13 protein-coding genes are annotated in these 20,490 nt (G+C 69.6%); 10 read left to right on the forward strand and 3 right to left on the reverse strand.

What is annotated here, in order from left to right:
• Positions 1 to 114: 114 nt before the first annotated feature.
• Positions 115 to 1,629 carry a hypothetical protein gene (locus V8J36_RS03700; RefSeq protein ID WP_336465892.1) on the forward strand — a complete coding sequence of 505 codons (1,515 nt, stop codon included), beginning with the start codon at positions 115 to 117 and terminating at the stop codon, positions 1,627 to 1,629.
• A gap of 106 nt (positions 1,630 to 1,735) precedes the next feature.
• Here the strand turns inward: V8J36_RS03700 and V8J36_RS03705 are convergent, their stop codons facing one another.
• A complete protein-coding gene (locus tag V8J36_RS03705; RefSeq protein ID WP_336465893.1) occupies positions 1,736 to 3,334 on the reverse strand; it encodes an alpha-amylase family glycosyl hydrolase in 1,599 nt (532 codons plus the stop codon).
• 284 nt (positions 3,335 to 3,618) lie between these two features.
• On the opposite strand from V8J36_RS03705, the gene V8J36_RS03710 reads away from it, so the two are divergent.
• The 6 genes from V8J36_RS03710 to V8J36_RS03735 are packed head-to-tail and all read left to right on the forward strand — an operon-like array spanning position 3,619 to position 14,919.
• Positions 3,619 to 6,030 (forward strand): glycogen/starch/alpha-glucan phosphorylase, encoded by a 2,412-nt coding sequence (locus V8J36_RS03710; protein WP_336465894.1) that lies wholly within the window; start codon positions 3,619 to 3,621, stop codon positions 6,028 to 6,030.
• 50 nt (positions 6,031 to 6,080) lie between these two features.
• Positions 6,081 to 8,273: a 1,4-alpha-glucan branching protein GlgB gene (gene glgB, locus V8J36_RS03715; protein ID WP_336465895.1), complete on the forward strand. Its 2,193-nt coding sequence runs from the start codon at positions 6,081 to 6,083 to the stop codon at positions 8,271 to 8,273.
• 24 nt (positions 8,274 to 8,297) lie between these two features.
• The gene (glgC, locus tag V8J36_RS03720; RefSeq protein WP_336465896.1) at positions 8,298 to 9,572 is read left to right on the forward strand and encodes a glucose-1-phosphate adenylyltransferase; all 1,275 of its coding nucleotides are present in this window, start codon (positions 8,298 to 8,300) and stop codon (positions 9,570 to 9,572) included.
• Positions 9,573 to 9,616: 44 nt separating this feature from the next.
• The gene (gene glgA / locus V8J36_RS03725) at positions 9,617 to 11,095 is read left to right on the forward strand and encodes a glycogen synthase GlgA (protein WP_336465897.1); all 1,479 of its coding nucleotides are present in this window, start codon (positions 9,617 to 9,619) and stop codon (positions 11,093 to 11,095) included.
• Positions 11,092 to 13,242, forward strand: a complete 2,151-nt coding sequence (gene glgX, locus V8J36_RS03730; RefSeq protein WP_442902453.1) for a glycogen debranching protein GlgX — start codon at positions 11,092 to 11,094, stop codon at positions 13,240 to 13,242. The genes glgA and glgX overlap by 4 nt, the downstream gene beginning before the upstream one ends.
• Positions 13,243 to 13,287: 45 nt before the next feature.
• On the forward strand, positions 13,288 to 14,919 hold the full coding sequence (locus tag V8J36_RS03735; RefSeq protein ID WP_336465898.1) for an alpha-D-glucose phosphate-specific phosphoglucomutase: 1,632 nt from the start codon (positions 13,288 to 13,290) through the stop codon (positions 14,917 to 14,919).
• 154 nt (positions 14,920 to 15,073) lie between these two features.
• On the opposite strand, the gene V8J36_RS03740 is transcribed toward V8J36_RS03735, so the two are convergent.
• Complete coding sequence (locus tag V8J36_RS03740) at positions 15,074 to 15,718, reverse strand: glutathione S-transferase family protein (RefSeq protein WP_336465899.1); 645 nt, start codon at positions 15,716 to 15,718, stop codon at positions 15,074 to 15,076.
• A gap of 148 nt (positions 15,719 to 15,866) precedes the next feature.
• Here V8J36_RS03740 and V8J36_RS03745 point away from each other — a divergent pair, with 148 nt between their 5' ends.
• Both V8J36_RS03745 and V8J36_RS03750 read left to right on the forward strand, forming a co-directional pair.
• Positions 15,867 to 17,213, forward strand: coding sequence for a TldD/PmbA family protein (locus V8J36_RS03745; protein WP_336465900.1), 1,347 nt, complete (start codon positions 15,867 to 15,869; stop codon positions 17,211 to 17,213).
• On the forward strand, positions 17,200 to 18,030 hold the full coding sequence (locus tag V8J36_RS03750; RefSeq protein ID WP_336465901.1) for a 3'(2'),5'-bisphosphate nucleotidase CysQ: 831 nt from the start codon (positions 17,200 to 17,202) through the stop codon (positions 18,028 to 18,030). The genes V8J36_RS03745 and V8J36_RS03750 overlap by 14 nt, the downstream gene beginning before the upstream one ends.
• A gap of 130 nt (positions 18,031 to 18,160) precedes the next feature.
• Here V8J36_RS03750 and V8J36_RS03755 read toward each other — a convergent pair whose 3' ends face one another.
• Positions 18,161 to 18,721 carry a DUF4202 domain-containing protein gene (locus tag V8J36_RS03755; protein ID WP_336465902.1) on the reverse strand — a complete coding sequence of 187 codons (561 nt, stop codon included), beginning with the start codon at positions 18,719 to 18,721 and terminating at the stop codon, positions 18,161 to 18,163.
• Between the two features lie 351 nt (positions 18,722 to 19,072).
• Here V8J36_RS03755 and V8J36_RS03760 point away from each other — a divergent pair, with 351 nt between their 5' ends.
• On the forward strand, positions 19,073 to 20,452 hold the full coding sequence (locus tag V8J36_RS03760) for a phosphomannomutase (protein WP_336465903.1): 1,380 nt from the start codon (positions 19,073 to 19,075) through the stop codon (positions 20,450 to 20,452).
• Positions 20,453 to 20,490: the final 38 nt, after the last annotated feature.

The raw sequence follows: 20,490 nt of genomic DNA on the forward strand, positions 1-20,490 counted from the left end.
CGCCAATGCGCCCTTACGCCAATGTCACCGCGCGACCGCCGAGCCACCCTTGACCGGCCCGCCGCGCGCCCCGAGGATGCAGGCCGTTTCGCTCGGGACCAAGGGTTGATGTTCATGGCCTTCCACACCGCACGGCGCACGGCCTTCGCGCTGCCGATTCTCGCCTCCCTGCTGGGCGGCACCGCCGCGCGCGCCGACCTCACCGCGGAGCAGGTCTGGCAGAGCTGGCAGGACTATTACACCTCGGTCGGGGGCAGCATCGACGCAGGCTCGACCGAGCGCGCCGGCGACACGCTGACGCTGGGCGATGTCACGATGACGCTCTCGGGCCCAGAGGGCACCACCACCGCTACCCTCGACCGGGTGCGGATGATCGAGCAGCGCGGCGCGGTGCAGGTGATGCTGCCGGCCAGCATTCCGCTGGTCACCTCCGGCACCTCGGAAAAGGGCGAGACGGTCGAATCGCGGATGACGGCGACGCAGTCCGGCCTCGACCTGCGCGTTTCGGGCAATCCCGATGCCATCGCCTACGACATGGCCGCCGACAGCATCGCCGCGACGCTCGACCAGGTGACGGTCGACGGCAAGCCGCTGGAAATGACGATGCGGGCGACCGCGCACCGGGCCACGGCACGCGCGATGATGGCCGGGCAGGATGACCGGGCGATCGACTACAGCAGCGCCGCCGACCGCGTCGATTTCGCGATGGACGTCACCGACCCAGAGAACGGCGGCACCTTCGGCATCACCGGCGATGTGGCGCAGGTGACCGGCGGCGGGGCGATGCGCCAGCCGGCGGGCACCACCGACCTTAAGGACATGACCGCGGCGCTGGCCGCCGGACTGACCGTCGAGGGGCGCTACAGCTACGGCGAAAGCCGCATGGACTTCGCGCTGGACGATGCCGGCAACTCGGCGAAGGGCAGCCTCGCCAGCCAGTCGGGCACCGGCAGCATGTCGATGACCGGCGCGGCCCTCGACTACCGGCTGGAAAACGCCGGCAACACCATCCATCTGGAAGGCGCGCAGATCCCCTTCCCCGTCGACCTGTCGCTGGGGCGGATGGTCGCGGGGCTTGGCCTGCCGCTGTCCGACACCGGCGCGGCGCAGCCCTTCCATCTGGAAACCCGGCTGATCGACCTCACGGTGAACGACGCGGTCTGGGCGCTGATCGATCCGCAGGCCAGCCTGCCGCGCGACCCAGCGACGCTGATCGTCGATCTGAAGGGGATGGCGAAGGTGATGGGCAACCTGCTGATGCCCGATCCCGCCAGCCCGCCCGACGCCGTGCCGGGCGAGATCGAGGCGCTCGACCTGAACGAGCTGAAGCTGACCATCGCCGGGGCCGCGCTGACCGGCAAGGGCGCCTTCACCTTCGACAATTCCGACATGACCACCTTCGAGGGCATGCCCCGCCCCGAGGGCGCGGTGGATCTGCACCTGCTGGGCGGCAACGGGCTTCTCGACAAGCTGATCGCGCTCGGCCTCTTGCCGGCCGAGCAGGGGATGGGCGTGCGGATGATGGCGGGGCTCTTCGCGAAATCCGGCCCCGGCGAGGACGAGCTCAGCTCGAGGATCGAGGTCCGCCCCGACGGCGGCCTCTACGCCAACGGCCAGCGCCTGCGCTGATCAGAGGCGCCAGAGCCGGGGGGACTGCCATCGGTGCGCCATCGGTCCGAGGACCGATGGCAGTGGGGGCCTCGCAGGCCCCCCGACCCTGTTTCCCGAGCCCCCCTCAGGACTGCAGGAACACGTAGCCATTGGGCCCGAGCCGCCCCGCGACGCCCACGCCCTCGGCCGGGCCCACGGGCCGCCCAGAGGCTTCGGTCATCAGCCCCTCGGGCAGCGCCACCTCTTCGGCCGAGAGGTTGAACAGGCACAGCACCGCCCCCGGCCCCTCGCCGCGCAGGAAGCCCAGAAGCGGCTCGGGCAGGTTGAGGAAGCGCGTGCCGCCGGTCTTCAGCGCCTCGGTCTGCTTCCGGAAGGCGATCACGTCGCGATAGTGCTCGAAGACCGAACCCGCGACGCCCATCTGTTCCGAGGCCGCGCGCACCCGCTGCTCGGGCTTGATCGGCAGCCAGGGCACGCCCGAGGTGAAGCCCGCCGCCGGCATGTCGCGCTCCCAGACCATCGGCGTGCGGCAGCCGTCGCGGCCCTTGTTGTCTGGCCAGAACCGCAGGCCGACCGGGTCGGTCAGCTCTTCATAGGCCAGCTGGGTCTCGGTCTGGCCGAACTCCTCGCCCTGGTAAACGCAGACCGCGCCCTCGAAGGCCAGCAGCAGCGCGATCGCCTGCCGCGCCAGCGCATCCCCCCCCGCGTCCTGCCCCGCCCAGCGCGAGACATGGCGCGGCACGTCGTGGTTCGAGAAGCTCCAGCAGGGCCAGCCGCCCTTCGCCCCGGCCATGAACCGGTCGATCACGCCGCGGAAATGCCGCGCGGAATAGTCCGGCCCTAGCATGTCGAAGCTGTAGGCCATGTTCATCCGCTTTTCGCCGGCGGTGTATTGCGACATCAGCTCCAGCGCGTGGTTGTGGTCGCCGACCTCGCCCACCGTCATGCGGTCGTCGTAGCGGTCCAGAAGCGCCCGCACCCGTTCCAGCAGCGGCAGCATCTCGGGCTGCGACTTGGAATACTTGTGGTCCTGGAAGTCGTAGGGATTGTGCGGCTCGACCTTCGGGAAGGGCTCGAGCCGCGGATTGTCGCGCAGCTGCCGGTCGTGGAAGCAGTAGTTGATCGAATCCAGCCGGAAACCGTCGACGCCGCGGTCGAGCCAGAACTTCAGCGCCGCCAGCACCCCGTCCTGCACCGCCGGATTGTGCATGTTCACGTCGGGCTGCGTCGACAGGAAGTTGTGCATGTAATACTGGCGCCGCCGCGTGTCCCAGGTCCAGGCCGGACCGCCGAAGACCGAGGGCCAGTTGTTGGGCGGGCTGCCGTCGGGCTTCGGATCGGCCCAGACATACCAGTCGGCCTTCTCGCCGGTGCGCGAGGCGCGGCTGTCGACGAACCAGGCATGGGCGTCAGAGGTATGCGACAGCACCTGGTCGATGATCACCTTCAGGCCAAGCTCATGCGCGCGGGCGATCAGCGCGTCGAAATCGGCAAGGTCGCCGAACAGCGGATCGACATCGCAGGGGTCCGAGATGTCGTAGCCCATGTCCTTCATCGGCGAGCGGAAGAACGGCGAGATCCAGATCGCGTCGGCGCCGAGATGGGCGATATGCTCGAGCCTGCGGGTGATGCCGGGCAGGTCGCCGATCCCGTCGCCCGAATCGTCCTGAAAGGACCGTGGGTAGATCTGGTAGATCACCGCGGCACGCCACCATTCGTTCATGCTGTCTCCTCGGGGTTTGCCTGCCCTGACCTAAGGCGCGGCGGGACGAGGCACAGGTTAGGCGGGGCTTTTGCCGGGCGGAAGCGCGGAACCGACGCGCGGGCCGGGGCTCTGCCCCGGACCCCGGGATATTTGTGCCAATGAGAAACCGCACAGGCGGACGAGCCGGGGAGTGCCGCGCAAATGAGCGAAAGGCGGTGACAGGGGCGGATGCGCGCCAAGGTGCTGGCGCGGGGACCAAGCCTGTGGAAAGACTTGGGGCAAGCAAGACGAGAGGCCCTCCCATGACCGTCACCGCTCTCCCTGCGGTTCCGCAGACCGATGCCGCCGCGCTGAAGGTGCTGATCCTCGATCACCTGCGCTCGTCGCTGGGCAAGGATCCCGAACACGCTTCGGCCTATGACTGGCGCATGGCGCTGAGCTTCTCGATCCGCGACCTGATCGTGCAGCCCTGGTTCGAGGCGACGCGGCGCGCCTATGCCGAGAAGCGCAAGCGGGTCTATTACCTGTCGATGGAATTCCTGATCGGGCGGATGCTCGACGACGCGGTGATCAACCTCGGCCTGCGCGAGGCCTGCGTCGAGGCGCTGGCCGGCATCGGCCCGGCCTTCGACAGCCTCGTCGAGGACGAGCCGGATGCGGCACTGGGCAACGGCGGGCTCGGGCGGCTCGCGGCCTGTTTCATGGATTCGATGGCGACGATCGGCTGCCCGGCCTACGGCTACGGCATCCGCTACGAGCACGGCATCTTCCGCCAGCGCTTCGAGGGCGGCCGGCAGGTCGAGACGCCCGAGGACTGGCTGATCCGCCGCGACCCCTGGATCTTCGAGCGGCCCGAGGCGATCCAGACCATCTGCTTCCGCGGCCATGTCGAGGAACAGGGCAAGAAGGCGATCTGGCATCCCGGCGAGACGGTGCTGGCCGAGGCCTGCGACATGCCGGTCGTCGGCTGGCAGGGCCGCTGGGCCAACACGCTGCGGCTGTGGCAGGCGCGGCCGACCGAGCTGTTCGACCTCGCGCGGTTCAACGCGGGCGACCACACCGCCGCGTCGGAGCCCGAGGCGCTGGCCCGCACGCTGAGCCGGGTGCTCTATCCCAATGACGGCACGCAGGCCGGCAAGGAGCTGCGGCTGAAGCAGGAATATTTCCTGACCGCCGCCTCGGTGCAGGACATCCTGCGCCGGTTCCGCGGACAGGACGGCGACGTGCGCAAGCTGGCCGGCATGGTCGCGATCCAGATGAACGACACCCATCCCGCCATCGCCGGGCCCGAGCTGATCCGGATCCTCGTCGACACCGACGGGCTGGAGTTCGACGAGGCCTGCGAGATCGCGCTGAAGGTGCTGGGCTACACCAACCACACGCTTCTGCCCGAGGCACTGGAGCGCTGGTCGAGCTGGACGATGGGCACCGTCCTGCCGCGCCACATGCAGATCATCGAGCGCATCGACGACTGGCACCGCCGGATGAACCCGACGCGGCCCGCATCGGTGAAGCTGATCGACGAGGGGCAGGTGCTGATGGGGCCGCTGGCCTTCGCCACCTCGCACCGGGTGAACGGCGTTGCGGCGCTGCACACCGACCTGATGCGCAAGACGGTGTTCCACGACCTGAACGCGCTGCATCCCGAGCGGATCGTGAACCAGACCAACGGCATCACGCCGCGGCGCTGGCTGAAGCTGGCGAACCCCTCGCTGTCCACGCTCATCACCGACACGATCGGCGAAGGGTGGGAGCATGACCTCGACCGGCTCGAGGCGCTGGAAGGGCATGTCGGCGACGCGGGCTTCCTCGGCGATTTCGCCGCCGCCAAGCGCGCGAACAAGGTGCGGCTCGCGGACTGGATCGCGAAGACGACGGGCACGAAGGTGAACCCCGACGCGATGTTCGACATCCAGGTGAAGCGGCTTCATGAATACAAGCGCCAGCTTCTGAACATCCTCGAGGCGATCGCGCTCTGGCACGAGCTGCGCACCAACCCCTCGAAGGCGGTGGTGCCGCGGGTGAAGATCTTCGGCGGCAAGTCGGCGCCGGGCTATTTCACCGCCAAGCTGATCATCCGCCTGATCAACGACGCGGCCGCGGTGATCAATGCCGACCCGATCACCAAGGACTGGCTGCAGATCGTCTATCCGCCGAACTACAACGTCTCGATGGCCGAGAAGCTGACCCCCGCGGCGGACCTCAGCGAACAGATCTCGACCGCCGGGACCGAGGCCTCGGGCACCGGCAACATGAAGTTCTCGCTGAACGGCGCGCTGACCATCGGCACGCTCGACGGCGCCAACGTGGAAATCCGCGAGAAGGTCGGGGCCGAGAACTTCTTCCTGTTCGGCCTGACCGTGGACGAGGTCGAGAAGACCCGCGCCACCTTCGGTCACGAGAAGGCGGCGATCGCCGCCAGCCAGCGCCTGCGCGACGTGCTGCAGATGCTGGCCGAGGGGCGCTTCTCGCCCGACGAGCCGGGGCGCTATCACCAGCTGACCGACATCCTGTGGAACCACGACCACTACCTCGTGACCTCGGACTTCGAGAGCTACTTCCAGAAGCAGCGCGAGGTGGACACCGCCTTCGCCAGCCCGGCCGACTGGCACCGGATGGCGGCCTTGAACACCGCGCGCATGGGCTACTTCTCCTCTGACCGGACAATCCGCGGCTACATGGCCGAGGTCTGGGACGTGACCCCCGCCATCTGATAGGATCGGATCGGGGGACGAAGACTGGAAGGCACGGGGAGAAGACGTTCATGCAGCTCATCGAGAAGGCGGAGGCCGAGGCTCTTGCCGCGGCCCGCCATGGCGAGCCCTTCGCCGTGCTGGGCCTGCATCCCTTCGGCCTCGATCATGCGCTGCGCTGTCTCGCCCCCGGGGCCGAGCGGGTGCGCGCGGTCTTTGCCAGCGGCATCGAGGCCGATCTGGCCGAGGTGATCCCCGGCGTCTTCGCCGGGCTGATCGCCGGGCTTGGCCCCATACCCGGCCCCTACCGGCTGCACGCGCAGGGCTATGGCGCGGAATGGGACTGGGACGACCCCTACCGCTTCCCGCCGGTGCTGGGCGAGATCGACGAGCACCTGATGGCCGAGGGCCGGCACATGCGGCTCTGGCAGCGGCTGGGCGCGCATCCGATGACCCATGAAGGGGTCGAGGGCACCGCCTTCGCCGTCTGGGCGCCGAACGCGACGCGCGTTTCGGTCGTGGGCGACTTCACCTTCTGGGACCCGGCCCGCGCGCCGATGCGCCGCCGCGGCGCGACGGGGATCTGGGAGATCTTCCTGCCCGGCGTCGCCGAGGGCGAGACCTACAAATACGACCTGCTGGGTCCGGGCGGCGTGGCCCTGCCGCAGAAGGCCGACCCGGTCGGCTTCGGGGCCGAGCATCCGCCGGCCACCGCCTCGGTCATCCGCCGCCTGCCCGCGCCCGCCGGCCCCGCCGCGCAGGCCAAGCGCGCCGCGGCCAATGCGGTCGACGCGCCGATCTCGATCTACGAGGTCCACTTGGGCTCGTGGAAGCGACGGGTGGAAGAGGGTGACCGCCGCCTGAGCTACAAGGAGCTGGCGCGCGAGCTGGTGGGCTATGCCCGCGACATGGGCTTCACCCATCTGGAGCTGCTGCCGGTCAGCGAGTTTCCCTTCGACGGCAGCTGGGGCTACCAGCCGATCGGCATGTTCGCCCCCACGATCCGCCACGGCACGCCCGCCGAGTTCAAGGCCTTCGTCAGCGCCGCGCACGAGGCGGGCCTGGGCGTGATCCTCGACTGGGTGCCGGGGCATTTCCCGACCGACGCCCACGGGCTTGGCCAGTTCGACGGCACCGCGCTTTACGAACATGCCGACCCGAAGGAAGGCTTCCATCGTGACTGGAACACGCTGATCTACAACTACGGCCGGCGCGAGGTCAGGAACTACCTGATCGCGAACGCCATCTACTGGCTGAAGGAATACGGCGTCGACGGGCTGCGCGTGGATGCCGTGGCCTCGATGCTCTACCGCGACTATTCCCGCCCCCATGGCGAATGGGTCCCGAACGTCCACGGCGGGCGCGAGAACCTCGAGGCCATCGACTTCCTGCGCGAGATGAACGTGGCGGTCTACGGCGAGGTGCCGGGCGCGCTGACCGCGGCCGAGGAAAGCACCAGCTTCCCCGGCGTCTCGCGCCCCGCCCATCACGGGGGTCTGGGCTTCGGGTTCAAGTGGAACATGGGCTGGATGAACGACTCGCTGTCCTACATGGAGCGCGACCCGATCCACCGCCGCTGGCACCACAACCAGATGACCTTCGCCACCGCCTATGCCTGGTCGGAAAATTTCATCCTGCCGATCAGCCATGACGAGGTCGTGCACGGCAAGGGCTCGATGCTGGGCAAGATGCCCGGCAACGGCTGGGAGCAGTTCGCCAACCTCCGCGCCTTCTACGGCTTCATGTGGGCGCATCCGGGCAAGAAGCTGCTGTTCATGGGCCAGGAATTCGCGCAAGGGCGCGAGTGGAATCACGACGCCAGCCTCGATTGGCACCAGCTCGACATCCCCGAGCATGCGGGCATCCAGCGCCTCGTGCGCGATCTGAACCACCTCTACCGCGACACGCCCGCGCTCTGGCGGCGCGAGACCGATCCGACGGCGTTCCACTGGATCGACGCCGACAATGCCGACCAGTCGGTGTTCAGTTTCGCGCGCCACGGCGCCGAGGACGACGCGCCGGTGGTGGTCATCGTGAACATGACGCCGATGGAACGTCACGATTTTCGCGTGGGGTTCCCGGAACAAGGCCGCTGGGCAGAGGTTCTGAACACGGATGCGGCGCCTTACGGTGGCGGCAATCGCGGCAACATGGGCGGCGTCTTCGCCGGGCCCGAGCCGTGGAACGGCCAGCCGGCCTCGGCCAGCCTGACGCTGCCGCCGCTGTCGGCAATGATCTTCCGCCGCGAACGCGCGACGGCTTGACGGAAGAAGGGGGAGGGGGACGACATGCAGGCACAACCGAACGACAGGCTCTCGCGCCGCGCCATGGCCTTCGTGCTGGCCGGCGGCCGCGGCAGCCGGTTGAAGGAACTGACCGACAGCCGCGCGAAACCGGCGGTCTATTTCGGCGGCAAGACCCGGATCATCGACTTCGCGCTGTCGAACGCGCTGAACTCGGGCATCCGCAAGATGGCGGTGGCCACGCAGTACAAGGCGCATTCGCTGATCCGCCACCTGCAGCGCGGCTGGACCTTCTTCCGCGCCGAGCGGGGCGAATATCTCGACATCCTGCCCGCCTCGCAGCGGGTGGACGAGAACCGCTGGTATCGCGGCACCGCCGACGCGGTCACCCAGAACATCGACATCGTCGACAGCTACGACATCGACTACGTCGTGATCCTTGCGGGCGACCACATCTACAAGATGGACTACGAGGTGATGCTGAAGCAGCACGTCGAGACGGGGGCCGACGTGACCGTGGGCTGCCTGACCGTGCCGCGCAAGGAAGCCTCGGCCTTCGGGGTGATGGACATCGACCGCGACCGGCGGATCCTGAAGTTCCTCGAAAAGCCCAAGGATCCGCCCGGCATGCCCGGCGATCCCGACCGCACGCTGTGTTCGATGGGGATCTATGTCTTCACCTGGTCCTTCCTGCGCGAACTGCTTCTGGAAGATGCCGAGGATCCGAACTCGACCCACGATTTCGGCACCGACCTGATCCCGGCCATCGTGAAGAACGGAAAGGCCATGGTGCATCCGTTCGAGGAAAGCTGCGTCACCTCGACCGACGAAAGCCCGGCCTACTGGCGCGACGTCGGCACGATCGACGCCTTCCATCAGGCCAACATCGACCTGACGAACTTCACGCCCGACCTCGACATCTACGACACCCGCTGGCCGATCTGGACCTATGGCGAGCTGACGCCGCCCGCGAAGTTCATCCATGACGAAGAAGGCCGGCGCGGCTCGGCCATTTCGTCGATGGTCGCGGGGGGCTGCATCATCTCGGGCACCGAGGTGCGCGAGTCGCTGCTGTTCACCGGCGTGCAGAGCCACAGCTATTCGCAGCTGCATCAGGTTGTGGCGCTGCCTTACGCACAGGTGCACCGATCCGCGCGTCTCAGCCGCGTCGTGCTCGACCGCGGCGTGCAGGTGCCCGCAGGCCTTGTGGTCGGCGAGGACCCGGTCGAGGATGGCAAGTGGTTCCGCGTCTCGGAAGGGGGCGTGGTGCTGATCACCCAGCCGATGCTCGACCGCCGCGCCGCGACGCTCGAAGGCTGACACCGGATCGACGACAGGATCAACGACAGGGGACGGCGGGACGGATGACGACCATCATGGCCGAGGCGGAAAACGGGGTTCTGCCGGCAAAGGGGCGTGTGCTCTCCGTCACCTCGGAATGCGTGCCGCTGATCAAGACCGGGGGGCTGGCCGACGTGGCCGGCGCCCTGCCCGCCGCCCTTCGGGCCGAGGGCTGGGACATGCGCGTGCTGATGCCCGCCTATCCGGGCCTGAAAGAGCGCTTCGCGGCGCTCGAGCCGGTCTGGGGCGAGCCCGACGTGATGGGCGGCCCGGCGCAGGTGCTGGCCGGGCGGCTCGAGGGCATCGATTTCCTGATGTTCGACGCGCCGCACCTCTTCGACCGCGCGGGCTCGCCCTATCTCGGCCCCGACGGGCTCGACCACCCCGACAATGCCGAACGCTTCGCCGCGCTCAGTTGGGCCGCGGCCGCGATCGCCCGCGACGGGCTGTCGACGGGGTGGAAGCCCGACGTGATCCACGCCCATGACTGGCAGGGCGGCCTCGCCCCGGTCTATGCCCGGCTGCAGGGCCTGTCCGTGGGCACCGTCGTCACCATCCACAACATCGCCTTCCAGGGTCTCGCGCCCGCAGAGAAGATGGGCGCCCTGCGCCTGTCGTGGGACGCGTTCCATTCCGGCATGTTCGAATACTGGGGCCAGATCTCGGCCCTGAAGGGCGGCATCACCGCCGCCGACCGCGTCACCACCGTCTCGCCGACCTATGCGCGCGAGCTGATGCGGCCAGAGGTCGGCATGGGCCTGCAGGGCGTGATCGCCGACCGCGGCGCCGCGATGACCGGCATCCTGAACGGCATCGACGAGATCGCCTGGAACCCGGAGGCCGACCCCGGCGTGCTGCCCTATTCGACGCGCCAGATGAAGGGCAAGGCCGCCAACCGCGACCGGCTGCGCGCCGATTTCGGGCTGGGCGAGGTGCCGGGGCCGCTGGCCGTCGTCGTGTCGCGCATGTCGTGGCAGAAGGGCCTCGACCTGCTGCCCCAAGTTCTCGACGGCTTCGTCGCCCGCGGCGGCGGGCTGGCGGTGCTGGGCGCGGGCGATGCCGAGATCTCGGCCGGCCTCGCCGCCGTCGCCGCCCGCCATCCGGGCCGCGTCGCGGTGCGCACCGGCTATGACGAGGCGCTGCCGCACCGGATGTTCGCCGGCGGCGACGCGGTGCTGGTGCCCTCGCGGTTCGAGCCCTGCGGCCTGACCCAGATGTACGGGCTGCGCTACGGCGCGGTGCCGGTCGTCTCGGCGGTGGGCGGTCTGGCCGATACCGTCATCGACGCGAACAAGGCAGCCCTCGACGCGGGCTGCGCGACGGGCGTCGTCTTCACGCAGGTCGATCGCCTTGGCCTTGCGCAGGCACTCGACCGCCTTGTCGATCTCTACGCCCAGCCGGGGGTCTTCCGCGCGATCCAGCGCGCGGGTATGAAGCAGGACATGGGCTGGCGGCGCTCTGCCGCGGCCTATGCAAGGCTTTACGAGGACATCCGCGCGTGAACGCACCGCCGCAGCCGCAGCCCAGATCGGTCAAGCCCCGCACGATCCCGGCCAAGCTGCCCCACCACGGCCTCTCTGCCGGCCGCCCCGACCCGCTGGGCGCGACCTGGGACGGCGAGGGCGTGAACTTCGCCATCTTCTCGGCCGATGCCGAGCTGATCGAGCTTTGCCTGTTCTCGGAAGACGGCCGCACCGAGCTTGCGCGCATCCCGCTGCGCGAGCGCGACGGCGACGTCTGGCATGTCTACGTCGCGGGGCTGACGCCCGGCACGCTCTACGGCTACCGCGCGCATGGCCGCTACCTGCCGGAAGAGGGCTTCCGCTTCAACGCGAACAAGCTTCTGATCGACCCCTATGCCAAGCGCCTGACCGGGCCCCTGCGCCACACGGATGCGACGCTGGGCTACATCGCGAAATCCCCGCGCGCCGATCTCAGCTTCGACACCCGCGACTCTGCCTTCGCCGTCCCGAAGGCCATCGTCACCGACCCCGGCTTCGCCTGGGGCGAGGATCGCCCGCCGCGCCACCGCCGCTCGCTTTCGGTGCATTACGAGACGCATGTGAAGGGCATGACCGCCCAGCATCCGGGCGTGGACCGGCGCAAGCGCGGCACCTTCCTGGGCCTCGCCTCGGCGCCGGTGCTCGACCACCTGAACAAGCTTGGCGTCACCACCGTGCAGCTGATGCCGGTGCAGGCCCATGTCGACGAACGCTTCCTGACCGAAAAGGCCCTGACCAACTACTGGGGCTATTCCACCATAGGCTTCTTCGCCCCCGATCCGCGGTTTTTGCGTGAAAACCAGCTCTGGGAATTCCAGACGATGGTGCGCCGCTTCCACTCGGCCGGGATCGAGGTGATCCTCGACGTGGTCTACAACCACACCGGCGAGGGCAACCACCTTGGCCCGACGCTGTCGTTCCGCGGGCTCGACAACCGCAGCTACTACCGCCTCGGCCAGAACCCGCGCTTCTACGACGACGTCACCGGCACCGGGAACACGCTGAACATCGACCACCCGGCGGTGCTGCGGATGGTGATGGACAGCCTGCGCTACTGGGTCGAGACGATGCATGTCGACGGCTTCCGCTTCGACCTTGCCACCACGCTCGGCCGCGGCCCGCAGGGCTTCGACGCCTCGCGCGGCTTCGTTTCGGCGATCCGGCAGGACCCGGTCCTGAACCGCGTGAAACTGGTGGCGGAACCCTGGGACGTGGGCCTTGGCGGCTATCAGCTGGGCCAGTTCCCGCATCCCTTCCTGGAACTGAACGACCGCTACCGCGACTGCGTGCGCCGCTTCTGGAAGGGCGAGGCCGGCACCATCGGGGAACTGGCCGGCCGCCTCACCGGCTCGGCCGAGCTGTTCGACCGGCAGGGCCGCGGCGCGACCTCGTCGGTGAACTTCGTGACCTCGCATGACGGCTTCACGCTGGAAGACACCGTCAGCTACGGCGCCAAGCGCAACTGGGCCAATGGCGAGGAAAACCGCGACGGCCACGAGCCCAACCATTCCGACAACATGGGGGTCGAGGGGCCGAGCGGCGATCCGAAGATCCGGTCCGCCCGCGACCAGCGCAAGCGCAACCTGCTGGCGACGCTGTTCCTGTCCCAGGGCACGCCGATGCTGCTGTCGGGCGACGAGATCGGCAATTCGCAGGGCGGCAACAACAACGCCTATGCGCAGGACAACCCGACCTCCTGGGTGAACTGGGACCGGCCCGACCGGGCGCTGGCGGCCTTCACCGGCCGCCTCGCCGCCCTGCGCCGCACCCATCCGGTGCTGCGCCAGCGGCTGTTCCTGCACGCCCTGCCCCGCCACAAGGACGGTATCCCCGACATCTTCTGGCGCAAGCCGGACGGCGCCACGCCCGCGCCCGAGGACTGGCAGGACCCGTCGTGGAAGACGCTCTGCGTCGAACTGCGCGCCTCGTCCTTCACCCCGGCCTATTCGATGACCGACGATGTCGTCTTCATCGTCTTCAACGCCGGCGAGGGAACCGATGTCACCCTGCCGGATTGCCTTCCGGGCCGGGGCTGGACGCGGATGCTCGACACTGCCCTGCCCGAGGCCGCGCCCGCGCGCGTCTCCGGCCCCGTCATCCCCGTCGCCGCGCAGTCGGTGACGCTTTTCACCCAGGCGGCCGCCTGACGGCCGGCCCCCAGACGACACGCCAAGACGACACCAGGAGCGATCATGAAGATCACGACCCACCAGACGGCCGGCTTCCCGGATCAGAAACCCGGCACCTCCGGCCTGCGCAAGAAGACCCGCGCCTTCATGGAGCCGCTCTACCTCGAGAACTTCGTGCAGGCGATCTTCGACGCCACCGGCGGCGCCGCGGGCCAGACCTATGTCGTCGGCGGCGACGGGCGCTATTTCAACGACCGCGCCGTGCAGGTGATCCTGCGCATGGCCGCCGCGAACGGCGCGAAACGCGTGATCGTCGGCCAGGGCGGGATCCTCTCGACCCCCGCGGCGTCGCATCTGATCCGCAAGCGCGGCACCGATGGTGGCATCATCCTGTCGGCCAGCCACAACCCCGGTGGCATCGACGAGGACTTCGGCATCAAGTTCAACATGCCGAACGGCGGCCCGGCCCCGGAATCGGTGACCGAAAAGATCTTCGCCGCCGCCAAGGCCCCCGGCGAGTTCAAGATCGCCGAGACGCAGGACATCGACCTTGGCACCATCGGCGAGACCCGGCTGGGCGAGACGGTGGTCGAGATCGTCGATCCCGTCACCGACTATGCCGCGCTGATGGAGACGCTGTTCGACTTCCCGGCGATCCGCCGCATGATCGAGGGCGGCTTCCGCCTGCGCTTCGACGCGATGCATGCCGTGACCGGCCCCTACGCGACCGAGATCCTCGAAAACCGCCTTGGCGCCCGCGCGGGGACGGTGATCAACGGCAAGCCCCTGCCCGATTTCGGCGGCGGCCACCCGGACCCGAACCCGACCTGGGCGCGGACCCTGATGAACGAGATGATGGGCGAGGGGCCGAAGCAGTTCGGCGCCGCCTCGGACGGCGACGGCGACCGCAACATGATCCTTGGCCGCGGCGTCTATGTCTCGCCCTCGGACAGCCTCGCGGTGATCTGCGAACACGCGACCCTCGCGCCGGGCTATGCCAAGGGTCTGAAGGGCGTCGCCCGCTCTATGCCGACCTCGGCCGCCGCCGACCGCGTGGCCGAGGCGCTGGGCATCGGCTCCTATGAAACCCCCACCGGCTGGAAGTTCTTCGGCAACCTCCTCGACGGCGGCCGCGCCACGATCTGCGGCGAGGAAAGCTTCGGCACCGGCTCGGACCATGTCCGCGAAAAGGACGGGCTCTGGGCGGTGCTGATGTGGCTCAACATCCTGGCCGCCACCGGCAAGTCGGTGAAAGAGTTGCTGGCCGACCATTGGGCGCGCTTCGGGCGCACCTACTACAGCCGCCACGACTACGAGGCCGTCGACAAGACCGCGGCCGAGGCGATGGTGGACAGGCTCCGCGCCAGCCTCGCCACGCTGCCGGGCACGCAGGTGCAGGGCCTGACGGTGAAAGAGGCGGACGATTTCGCCTACACCGACCCGGTCGACGGCTCGACCTCGGCCAAGCAGGGCATCCGGGTGCTGTTCGAGGACGGCTCGCGCTTCGTCATCCGCCTCTCGGGCACCGGCACCGAGGGCGCGACGATCCGGCTGTATCTCGAGCGCTACGAGCCCGACGCGGCCAAGCAGGGCATGGAGGTGCAGGAGGCGCTGGCCCCGGTCATCGCCGCGGCCGAGGATCTTGCCGGCCTCGCGCAGGCCACGGGCCGCACCGCGCCCGACGTGATCACCTGAGCGCCTGACACGACGCCAGATCTGCGGCGGGCGCCCCCGGGGTGCCCGCCGTTTCGTTGCCGACAGCGAGTCCTGTCCCGTATATAGCCCGCCCGTGCGCAAGCCAGGCGCCGCCGACCGCCGGAACAGCTCCCAGCATCGTGCCGGGCGCCCTTTAGCCCTGCCGCGCCGTATCGGCGGCCGCGTATTGGGCGATCTGGTCGTCATGCGCCTTGCGGAACGCCGGCCGCGCCCGCGCGCGCTCGACATAGGCGCAGAGCGCCGGGTATCCGGCCAGTGCGCCCAGATCCATCGGCACCCGAAGCACGTCCGACATCAGGATGTCGGCCACGCTGAACCGCCCGCAGGCCAGCCAGTCGCGCCCCGCCAGCACCGCCTCGAGCCGGGCGAAGCGCTGGCCCATCCACTCGGCCAGCGGGTTCACGTCGGGCTTGGACAACCCGATGACCCACCAGGGCACCGTCACCATCTCGACCGAGTTCAGCGCCGAGATCACCCATTGCAGCACCTCGGCCCGCGCCACCGGATCGCGCGGCATCAGCGCCTCGGACTTTTCGGCGATGTGCAGCAGGCAGGCGCCGCTTTCGAACAGGCGGATCTCGCCGTCCTGCAGGAAGGGCACCTGCCCGAAGGGCTGGCGTGCCAGATGCGCGGCGCCGCGGTCGGCGAAGGGCACCGTCTCGACCCGGTAGGGCAGCCCCGCCTCTTCCAGCGCCCAGCGCAGACGCAGGTCGCGCACATAGCCGCGCGGGCCGCTCGGCACCCAGTCGAAGGTCCAGATCGTCAACACTTCCGTCATTCCACCCTCCCAAGCTGGCCCCATCATCGCGCGAAACCCGCCCCGCGACCAGCACGCCGCCCCTCCGGTCCCCATCGGACGGCCACTGGCCTTGCCATTCGGGGCCGAATGGATAAGTCCTGTCAGTGACCCGGACCCGGAGCTTCCCTTGGCCGACCAGCTGCAGACCCTGACCGCCGCCCTCATCGACACCGCGCTGAAAGCCGGCGCCACCGCCGCCGATGCCATGGCCGTCGATGGCACCTCGCTCTCGATCGACATCCGCGAGGGCAAGCTTGAACAGGCCGAACGTTCGGAAGGCATCGAGATCGGCCTGCGCGTGCTGATCGGCGGGCGCCAGGCCTGCGTCTCGGCCTCGGACGTCTCGGCCCGCACCATCGCGGAAATGGCCGAACGCGCCATCGCCATGGCCCGCGAGGCGCCCGAGGACCCGACCGCGGGCCTTGCCGACCCGTCGCAGCTAGCCCGCGACACCGACGCCGCGCGGCTCGAGCTTGCCGATCCCGCGGCCGAACCCGACGCCGCCGCGCTGCAGGCCGATGCGCTGGCCGCCGAGGCCGCCGGCCTCGCCGTCGCGGGCGTGTCGAAATCGCAGGGTGCCTCGGCCGCCTATTCGGCGCGCCGGATCTGGATCGCCGCCTCGAACGGCTTCTCGGCCGGCTACGCCCGCACCTCGCGCCACATCTCGATGACCGCGATCTCGGGGTCCGGCACCACGATGGAGCGCGACTGGGCGGCAGAGGGCCGGATCTTCCAGTCCGACCTGCCCTCGCCCGAAGAGATCGGCACCCGCGCCGGCCAGCGCGCCGCCGAACGCCAGGGCTCGCGCAAGCCGCCGACGGGCCGCTTCCCGGTGCTGTACGACGAGCGCATCTCGTCCTCGCTGATCGGCCACCTTCTGGGCGCGATCAACGGCAGCGCCATCGCCCGCGGCGCGTCATGGGCGCGCGAGTTGAACGGCAAGCTCGTGCTGCCCGAAACGCTCTCGGTGATCGAGGATCCGTTCCGCATCCGCATCCCCGGCTCGCGCCCCTTCGACGGCGAGGGGCTGCCGACGCAGACCCGCACCATCGTGGAAAATGGCGTGCTGACCGGCTGGACGCTGGATCTGGCGACGGGGCGCAAGCTCGGCCTGCCCTCGACCGGCAACGCCAGCCGCGGCACCGGCTCGCCGCCCGCACCCGGCCATTCGAACATCGCGTTGACCCAAGGCTCCGCCAGTCGCGCCGACCTGATCCGCGACATGGGCACCGGGCTGGTGGTGACCCAGCTGATCGGCGCCTCGATCAATGCCAACACCGGCGACTATTCGCGCGGGGCCTCCGGCTTCTGGGTCGAGAACGGCGAGATCGCCTATCCGGTCAACGAATGCACCATCGCCGGGTCCCTGCCCGAGATGCTGCGCACCATCGTCGCCGCCAATGACGGCCGCGCGCATCTCAGCCACGTGATCCCCAGCCTGCTGGTCGAAGGCCTCACCCTTGCCGGCGCGTGATCTCGACCTTCTCGCCGAGGCGGCCCGCGCCGCCGGCCGCATCGCGATGGGCTTCTGGCAGGCCAGCCCCGAGACCTGGGAGAAGTCCGGCGGCGCCGGCCCGGTGACCGAGGCCGACCTCGCCGTCGACCGGATGCTGAAGCACGAGCTGCTGGCCGCACGTCCCGACTATGGCTGGCTGTCGGAAGAGACCGAGGACGAGGCCCCCGCCCGCCTCGCCGCCGAGCGCGTCTTCATCGTTGACCCGATCGACGGCACCCGCGCCTTCATCGCCGGCGAAGAGGGCTTCTGCCACGCGCTCGCGGTGGCCGAGCGCGGCCGGATCACCGCCGCCGCGATCTACCTGCCGGTGCGCGACGAGCTGTTCACCGCGACCGAGGTCGGCCCGGCCCTGCTGAACGGCGCCCCGATCCGCGTCACCGACGCGGCCGAGCCCGAGGGCGCGCGTGCGCTGGCGGTGCGGCAGGCCTTCGACCCCGCGCATTGGCAGGGTGGCCGTGTGCCGGCGCTGACCCGCGGCTTCCGCGCGGCGCTGGCCTGGCGGATGTGCCTTCTGGCCGAAGGGCGCACCGACGCGGTGCTGTCCTTCCGGCGGATCTGGGAATGGGACCTTGCGGCGGGCGACCTGATCGTGACCCGCGCCGGCGGCCGCGTCACCGACGCGACCGGGACGGGCGTCACCTACAACACCCCCGGCCGGCGCGCCGCGGGCCTCGTGGCCGCGGCCCCGCGCCTGCACGACCGGCTGGCCGCGGACCTCGCCTGGCGGCCCAACGACGGCGACGAGCCGCCGATCGACACCCCTGCCGCCCCCTGACCCCGAACCGGCGCGCCGTGCGGGATCGAGGCCTGCCAGCATAACACCGGCAGGCGGCTTGCCCCCCGTCCTCAGCCACGCCTCGCGCGACGCGCCCGCCCCGGAACGGCGCGGAACGGCCCTTGGGCGGTCAGTCGCGGAAGGCGGCGGCGAAGGGTTCGGGCAGCTCGAACTCGGCCAGCGCGCGGGCGCGGCCCTCGGCCGACATCTTGCGCGCGGTCTTCTCGACGATGCGCAACAGCCCCGCCGGTTCGCGCTCGGTGGCGAAATCGCCGAAATACCAGCGCAGGAACACGAAGCAGATCACGTCCTCCAGCGCCTGCACCTCGGCGTCGCGCTTGATCCCCTCCTTGCGCAGCATCCGCCCGGCCTGCGCCATCTCTTCGGCGCCATAGCCCGCGTCGGCCATGAACTCCTCGATCCGCGCCGCATGCCGCCGGCCCTGCTCCTGCCGCCAGGCCAGATAGCCGGCGCGCCCCTCGGGATAGTCCTCGCGCGGCAAGAGCCAGCGCTCGACATGCTGGCCGCGCGCGCAGATCTGCAGCACCTCGGACGCCTCGGGGAACAGCCGTGCCAGCTCGGCGCTCATCCGCTCGCCATACAGGCGGTTCGCGGGCTGGCCGTCCTCGAGGCTGGGGTCCTGGTCGTTGGCCGCGTCGATTCTGGCGAGGACCTGGGCAAGACGGCTCATGGCGGGCTCCTTTCGGCTGGCATCGGGCCGAGCCTCGCCGATCGGGCCGGGCTTGTCCACGGGCACCGCCCCCGCACCGCCCCCGCACTGGTCCGTCCGCGGCCTCGATTCCCCGCGCCGCCCCGGATCGCCCGCAATCGGGCTTGCACCGCCGCCGGAACAGGCGCAAAACAACCATGAGTGGATTATTGTAACGCGGAAAAATCGTTGCTTTTCACCGGGATCGCCTGTTGTGGCAGCAATGCGGCAGTTTGCGCGGCACAGCCCCTTTCGCTGCACGGCAGCGCTTGACCGCCCTGCGCTTCTTCGGGCTTCCTGCACACGGTTGTGTGAGAAGGGAGTTGCCGTGGTATGACCCTGAGCTGTTTCAAGGCCTATGACATCCGCGGGCGTCTCGGCGTCGATCTGGACGCCGCCATCGCCTACAGGATCGGCCGTGCCGCGGCCCGGGCGCTTGCCACCGGCGACAGCCCCAAGGTGGTCCTTGGCCGCGACATCCGCGCCTCGTCGGTCGAACTGGCAGAGGCGGTCGCGCGCGGGCTGATGGACGAGGGCGCCGAGGTGCTGGACCTCGGGCTCTGCGGCACCGAAGAGATGTACTGGGCCACCACCGAATTCGGCGCCGATGCCGGGATCGAGGTCACGGCATCGCACAATCCGATGGATTACAACGGCATGAAGCTGGTGCGCCGCGGCTCGGCGCCGCTGGACGCGGCCTCGGGCCTGCAGGCGATCCACGACCTTGCCGAGGCGGACAGCTTCGGCCCGCCGAAGCCCGGCGGCCGGCTGACCGACATCGCCGCAAAGGCCCGCGCCGCCTATGTCGCGGGTGTCATGCGCTTCGTCGAAGTCGCGGCGCTGCGCCCGCTGAAGATCGTCGTCAATGCCGGCAACGGCGCCGCCGGCCCGACCTTCGACGCCATCGCCGGGGCGCTGGCCGCGCGCGGTGCGCCGCTGGAGTTCATCCGCATCCACCACGTCCCCGACGGCAGCTTCCCGAACGGCATCCCGAACCCGCTCCTGCCCGAGAACCGCCCCGCCACCGCCGATGCCGTGCGCGAGGCGGGGGCCGATCTCGGACTGGCCTGGGACGGCGATTTCGACCGCTGTTTCTTCTTCGACGCCGAGGGCGGCTTTATCGACGGCGAATACATCGTCGGCCTGCTGGCCGAGGTCTTCCTCGCCAAGGAGCCGGGGGCGCGCATCGTCCACGATCCCCGGATCATCTGGAACACCCGCGACGTCGTCACCGCCGCCGGCGGCACCCCGATCCAGTCGAAGACCGGCCACGCCTTCATCAAGCAGGCGCTGCGCGACCATGACGCCGTCTATGGCGGCGAGATGTCGGCGCATCACTACTTCCGCGACTTCGTCTGCTGCGACTCGGGCATGGTGCCCTGGCTGCTGGTGGTCGAGCTGATGGGCCGGCGCGGCGCGTCGCTGGCCGCGCTGGTGGCAGAACGTCAGGCGGCCTTCCCCTCGTCGGGCGAGATCAACTTCCGTCTCGACGATCCCCGCGCCGCCATCGCCCGGGTCATGGACCGCTTCGCCCCCGAGGCACGCGACCGCGACGAGACCGACGGCATCGGGCTCAGCTTCCCCGACTGGCGGTTCAACCTGCGGTCCTCGAACACCGAGCCGGTGGTGCGGCTGAACGTCGAATCGCGCGGCGACCGCGCGCTGGTGGCCGATCGCGTCGACGAAATCCGGGCGCTGCTGGCGACCGGTTGAGCGCTTTCGCCGGGCGGAGCGCGGGCCCGTTCCCGCCG

The organism is Frigidibacter sp. MR17.14 (genome assembly GCF_037095735.1).
GTDB lineage: Bacteria > Pseudomonadota > Alphaproteobacteria > Rhodobacterales > Rhodobacteraceae > Frigidibacter.